Annotated in this window: 5 protein-coding genes and 1 pseudogene; 2 read left to right on the forward strand and 4 right to left on the reverse strand. The window is 58.7% G+C overall.

What is annotated here, in order from left to right; translation table 11 throughout:
• From NW815_RS09390 to NW815_RS09405, 4 genes and pseudogenes are all read right to left on the reverse strand, one after another.
• Positions 1-329 (reverse strand): annotated as a pseudogene (locus tag NW815_RS09390) (hypothetical protein); the annotation flags it as partial.
• A 47-nt stretch (positions 330-376) separates the two neighbouring features.
• The gene (locus tag NW815_RS09395) at positions 377-1,582 is read right to left on the reverse strand and encodes a response regulator (RefSeq protein ID WP_414415942.1); all 1,206 of its coding nucleotides are present in this window, start codon (positions 1,580-1,582) and stop codon (positions 377-379) included.
• A gap of 399 nt (positions 1,583-1,981) precedes the next feature.
• Positions 1,982-2,728, reverse strand: a complete 747-nt coding sequence (locus NW815_RS09400) for an SIMPL domain-containing protein (protein WP_414388907.1) — start codon at positions 2,726-2,728, stop codon at positions 1,982-1,984.
• 30 nt (positions 2,729-2,758) lie between these two features.
• Complete coding sequence (locus NW815_RS09405) at positions 2,759-3,058, reverse strand: hypothetical protein (RefSeq protein ID WP_414349750.1); 300 nt, start codon at positions 3,056-3,058, stop codon at positions 2,759-2,761.
• 196 nt (positions 3,059-3,254) lie between these two features.
• On the opposite strand from NW815_RS09405, the gene NW815_RS09410 reads away from it, so the two are divergent.
• Entirely contained in the window at positions 3,255-3,530 is a 276-nt protein-coding gene (locus NW815_RS09410) for a DUF4404 family protein (protein WP_414388906.1), read from the forward strand.
• 78 nt (positions 3,531-3,608) lie between these two features.
• The gene (gene hemL, locus NW815_RS09415; RefSeq protein WP_414388905.1) at positions 3,609-4,919 is read left to right on the forward strand and encodes a glutamate-1-semialdehyde 2,1-aminomutase; all 1,311 of its coding nucleotides are present in this window, start codon (positions 3,609-3,611) and stop codon (positions 4,917-4,919) included.
• Positions 4,920-5,010 lie beyond the last annotated feature (91 nt).

A 5,010-nucleotide genomic window follows, 5' to 3' on the forward strand; every position in this document is an offset into this window, starting at 1 on the left:
TATCCTAACATAAGATCAACACGACCTAGCATTTCCCGAATTTGCCCGATTGCCTCCCGCCTCACCTGTCTCTGCCGCCGTCGCAACAGCCAAAAGAGGATCCCATGGATAACCCCCACCAAAGTGGCGCTGACCGCCGTTGCCATCTCCACCGTTCGCGTCAGCGGGACCGAGTCCTTAAAAGCGCTGCGGCTGGCCACAAAACCACTTAGCAGAATCACCCCTATTCCTACCGCCGTCAAGACTAGCTCAATGTTGTTTAGGAACCATCTTCCTGCCGGTCTCCAGATCCCAGATCCGGCCACTTGACCCTGAAGAATGCCCATCATAGCCTTTTGCACCTCCCTTCCGTCTCTCCCGTTCGCTCAGCCCATCACTACCTGCTCAGCCGCCCCAAGGCCAGGCGCGGTCTTCTACGGCTCAGTTGACGCTTCAGACAAAGCTGCCGGAGTTTTCGCCGCCGCAAGCGGAAGGGTCTATGGGCCAGGGATCCCGCTGTGGACAGTTCCGGTGCAGAAGCCTGCATTTTTTGGCTGAGCTCTTGATGGTGTTGGCGGAGATCCTCAATCTGCCTGAGGCGAGTCTCCAGCTCTCGGCGCAGTTCGGCGTTTTCTTTTTCCAGACGCTGCAGGCGTTTCAGCAGCTCTGAGGACTCCGTTCCGCTGACGCGGTCGGAAACTGGGATGGGATGGGGAGCAGTCACCACCGAGCTGTGCACATTCCTGCTATCTCGCATAGCCTGGGCAGCCCGGCGCAACAGAGCCACCCCCTTGGGATCATCGCTGTCCATGAGGCTGGCCGCTCCAAACTGGAGCTGTACCGGCAGCGCCCGTCCATTCACCACAAAGGGATCCTGAATCATCCGCTGACAGCAGCGTTCGGCAGCCATTTGCGCAGCAGCCAAGGTGCTCCCCGGCAGCAGAATGATAAACTGCCCCTCGTCGTAGCAAAACAGGTCGTCTCCATCGCGCAGGTTATTGGCCAAACGCTCCCTAAACAGTTTGAGCAGATCAGCCCGACCGTCAGCATCCAGCCCTTGTGCCAGAGAACCGAGGTTGGCCAAGCGCAGCACAAACAAGCTGAGGGGTTCCGATTGGGCACGGGCCTGGGCCACCCGCAGCGGCAAACGAGCCACCAAATCCTGACGGCTACCCACCTCCAAACCAATCGACTTGGGGGGAGAGGGAGGAGATTTTTGCCCGGTTTTGAGCAGATATTGCTGGCGGCGACTTTCTACAATGCGCAGCCCTGCCCGCACCCGCGTCAGCAGCTCTGCAGCCTGAAAGGGTTTGGAAAGAAACTCATCGGCACCTGCCTCCAAAGCCCGCTCCATGCTATCGTTACCCTCGCGGGCAGTCATGATGATGTAGTACACCCAAGCATATTCCGGCAGTTGCCGCAGTTGACGGCACAGGTCTAGGCCGTTCAGAGAGGGCATGACCCAATCGGCAATGATCAGATCTGGGGGTTGGCGGCGAATTTGCTCCAGCGCGGAGAGGCCATCCAAAGCATAAGAAATACTGCAGCCCTGCTTGCCCAAAAAGTTGGACAGCATCTCTGCCACCATGTAGCTATCATCCACAATCAGTACACGGGCTTGCAGACTGCCGTCTTGACTTCTGCCAGAGACGAGTTTCGCCTTCTCAGGCGCAGGAGCTGCACTAGCGCTCTCCGGTCTGGGATCCATAGATAAACCGAGGCAGGGTGGCGCGGGAAAGCAAACTACCCGCAACTTTCCATCGCTATTCTAATGAATGTGGTATCTCCATCGTTATTCTGATGCGGTAGCGAACAGCAGCCGCTTCCACTTTGCCGAGTTGGTTAGATGGATTGAATCACTCTTGAATCACTGAGACTTCGCTCGTCCAGAGCCGCTGTCTGTTGCTGCCCAAGGCTTGCTCTGACCAGAAGCCCTTTGGCGGGAGAGCTGAAATCTATGTGGTGAACATTTGTGAATTATTCGAGGCAACAGAGCAGAGGCTCAGTAACGGATCTCGAGGGTGACTTGGGCGCGCACGGTTTGCTGTCCCCCCTCCACCGGTGTGGATGCTGTTTCTAGACGGGCATAGTCGGCGCGGGCAAAGGGGATCGGCGGCGGGATCATGTAGCCATCGCTCTGAATCTGGATGCGCTCGACGGAACGGATGCTCAGGTTCAAGGCCCCCAGCACATCCTGGGCTTGACGTTGGGCATCTTTCACGGCTTGGGTTAGGGCGCGGCTGCGCGCCTCCAACAGGGTGGCTTCATCGGCCCGGAAACTGACCGATTCCACCTGGGTGGCTCCGGCGGCCACAGCTTCGTCCAGCACTTGCCCAGCTCTGGCCACAGGCACCTCGAATTGCAGACTGTTTTGCCCCTGTACACCCGTTAGGCGAGGCTGGCCATCCCGGTAGTCGTATTGCGGGTAGAGGGAAATGCCGGTGGTTTGCAGAGCGCTTACTTGCAGCTCCTTGAGGCGATTGACCAGCCGCTCTGAGCGTTCTGCCACCTGTTGTTGTACCGATTGCGCCGTCTCCCCTTGAATGACTACCCCTAAGCGAATGAGGGCAATGGAGTTCTCCACCGAGACCGATCCCTGTCCTGTAACCGTCAACATTCGGGATCCCTCAGCGGGACTGGCCATCGCTCCGCCTCCAGCGATTGCGTTCCAACCCAACAGGGCCACCGCCAGTACCAGGCCCAGCCACGCCACCCCCTTCAGCTTTTTCCAACCCCTGATCCCGTTCATCGCTTTCCCTTTCCATGGTTCAATCCCAGCCTACTCCCACCGCTCCTCAGCCTGATCCGACAAAAGCCCCAGCCACCAGTTCCCTAACCTCACCCAGCCGGTGCGTTCTTGCCCCCATGGATCCCGTATCCGCACACGGAATACCCGTTGATACTTGGAAGTGCTCCCGGAAAAAGGCCCCAGCCGCCAATACCGCGCCTCCTGGCTCAAAATGGAGTAGCCATGCTTTGCCGCCCACCGCTGCAGCAGCTCTTGGCTGCGTCTTTGTTCCCAGACGATAAGGGCAGCAGCAACCGCCGCCCCTACTAGGGCCAATGCCAGCTCAGACATGGGGATAGACTCTACTGCCCATCCTACAAAGGTTGCTCCAATGCTGGGATCCCCGGCTGCAAAAGTTAACCTTCGCCGCTTACCCGCTCTTAGACCCTAGATAGAGGGATCCCTGCTTCAACCCATCAGACCGTATGATTGAGGCAGGGTGGTCAAAACTCAATCGGTTCTCAAGTCGTTAAGGTCTCTTTACAGAATGGCCGAATCGAAACTGCGACAACTGCTGCACGATCTGGATGTTGAGCTGCAAAAAACCCCTGGCTTGGATGAAAAGCAGCGACAGCAAATTGCCGCCATTCGCCAGGAAGTGGAGGCGGTGCTGGCCGATCTGGGATCCCGAACCGAGAGCAAACCGAGCCAAGGGCATAGAGATCGCATCGGAGAGGCGCTGGGCCTGTTCGAGACCTCCCATCCCAACCTCACCCTGATCCTGGAGCAGGTGATCGACACACTGGCAGGGATGGGTTTGTAGTTTCATGGTCGGTAAAAGGGCTCACCAGAAAGCTCCCTTGCTTGCTAGCCTTGGTAATGCGTTGAAAGCTCCTGCTCTATGACCAGCACTCTCCACTCCACTTCGTTTAACACCGCCCGCTCCAAACAGATTTTTGCCCGGGCACAAAGTCTCATGCCGGGGGGAGTGAGTTCTCCGGTGCGCGCCTTCAAGTCGGTGGGCGGGGATCCCGTCGTGTTCGACCGTGTCTCAGGGGCCTACGCCTGGGATGTGGACGGCAACCAATACATCGACTACATCGGCAGTTGGGGGCCTGCCATTGTCGGCCATGCCCACCCCGAGGTCATTGAGGCTCTGCACCGAGCTTTGGAGAAAGGCACCAGCTTCGGCGCCCCATGCGTTCTGGAAAATGAACTGGCGGAGCGGGTCATTGAGGCGGTGCCCAGTGTGGAGATGGTGCGCTTTGTCAATTCCGGCACCGAAGCTTGCATGGCGGCGCTGCGCCTGATGCGGGCCTATACCGGTCGGGAAAAGGTGATCAAGTTTGAGGGCTGCTACCACGGCCATGCGGATATGTTTTTGGTGAAAGCCGGTTCGGGGGTGGCCACGCTGGGCTTGCCAGACTCGCCGGGGGTGCCCAAGGCAGCTACCAGCGCTACGCTGACGGCTCCCTACAACGACCTGGAGGCAGTCAAGGCCCTGTTTGAACAGCACCCCGACTCCATTGCCGGAGTCATCCTAGAGCCGGTGGTGGGCAATGCCGGCTTTATTCCCCCCCAGCCGGGCTTCTTGGAAGGCTTGCGAGATCTCACCCAAAAGTACGGGGCCCTGCTGGTATTTGACGAGGTGATGACCGGCTTTCGCATCAGCTATGGCGGTGTACAGGCCAAGTTTGGGGTCATCCCCGATTTAACGACCCTGGGCAAGGTCATCGGCGGCGGCCTGCCGGTGGGGGCCTACGGCGGTCGGCGAGAAATTATGGAAATGGTGGCTCCAGCGGGGCCGATGTATCAGGCAGGGACTCTTTCCGGCAACCCCCTGGCCATGACGGCAGGGATCCAGACACTGGACATTTTGCGCCGCCCGGGCACCTACGAGTATCTGGAGCGGATTACCGAGAAGTTGGCGACGGGGCTATTGCAGATCGCGCGGGAAACGGGGCATGAGATGTGCGGGGGCTATCTGCCCGGCATGTTTGGCTTCTTTTTTACTGCCGGCCCGGTGCGCAACTACGAAGAGGCCAAGACTTCCGATCTGCAGAAATTTGCCCGCTTCCATCGCGGCATGTTGGAGCGGGGAGTCTATCTGGCGCCCTCGCAATTTGAGGCCGGCTTCACCTCCCTGGCCCACACAGAGGCCGATGTGGAGAAAACCTTGGCCGCAGCGCGAGAGGTGTTGAGCACCCTCTGAGTCTGCAATTCACCCTCTTTCGAGCCGGGATCCCTGCTATGGCCGAGCACATCCACCGCAACTGGAGCATGACTCTAGTCAATAATAAGCT

The organism is Synechococcus sp. R6-7 (genome assembly GCF_047461695.1).
Classification (GTDB): domain Bacteria; phylum Cyanobacteriota; class Cyanobacteriia; order Thermostichales; family Thermostichaceae; genus Thermostichus.